The 788-nt window shown below is 68.5% G+C and carries 1 pseudogene; it reads left to right on the top strand.

What is annotated here, in order from left to right:
- The first annotated feature begins 2 nt into the window (after positions 1-2).
- A pseudogene (locus E1284_RS40955) lies at positions 3-772 on the top strand (transposase family protein).
- The last annotated feature ends 16 nt before the right edge of the window (positions 773-788 follow it).

The raw sequence follows: 788 nt of genomic DNA, 5'->3' as shown, positions 1-788 counted from the left end.
ACGTGCTGTTCTACCGTGCCGCGCTGGATCTGTCGCGCCCGACCCTGACCTTCGTTACCGGGCTGGTGCGCGATCACCGGGACCTGATCGGGTCGCGGTGGCGAGCACTGAGCCCCGAGCGCCAGGCGCTGCTGGTGCTGGTGCACCTGCGCCGCAACGACACCTTCGCCCGCCTGGCCGCAGCATTCGGGATCGGCGCGGCGACCGCGCACCGCTACGTCACCGAGGTCATCGCCCTGCTGGCCGACCAGGCCCCCGATCTGCGCGAGGCGATGCGGATCGCCCAGCGCAAGGCGTTCGTGATCCTGGACGGCACCCTCGCCCCGATCGACCGCCTGTCCGGTACCAACGACCGGCTGTACTACAGCGGCAAGCATCACCGGCACGGGGTGAACATCCAGTTCCTCACCGACCCCAACGGCGAGCTGATCTGGGCCTCACCGACGCTCCCGGCTCGACACACGACCTGACCGCCGCCCGCACCCACGGCATCATCCACGCCCTCACCAGCCGCGCGATCGCCTGCTACGCCGACAAGGCCTACGTCGGCGCCGGCGGCGCCATCGGCACCCCCTACAAGCGCAACAAGCGCCGCAAGCTCGGCAAACGCAAGAAGCTGTTCAACCGGCACCACGCCAAGGTCCGCGCACTCGGCGAACAGGGCGCCGCGACACTCAAGCACTGGCACATTCTCCGGAAGGCCCGCTGCTCACCAAGCCGCCTGACCGCCATCGTCCAAGCCATCCTCACCCTGCACCACCAGGCCAAATGAGGTTGGAATTAGCTCA

Source organism: Actinomadura bangladeshensis (genome assembly GCF_004348335.1).
Taxonomy (GTDB): domain Bacteria; phylum Actinomycetota; class Actinomycetes; order Streptosporangiales; family Streptosporangiaceae; genus Spirillospora; species Spirillospora bangladeshensis.
Note: the sequence above shows the minus strand (reverse complement) of the source record. Positions and strands in the feature narration are given on the sequence as shown.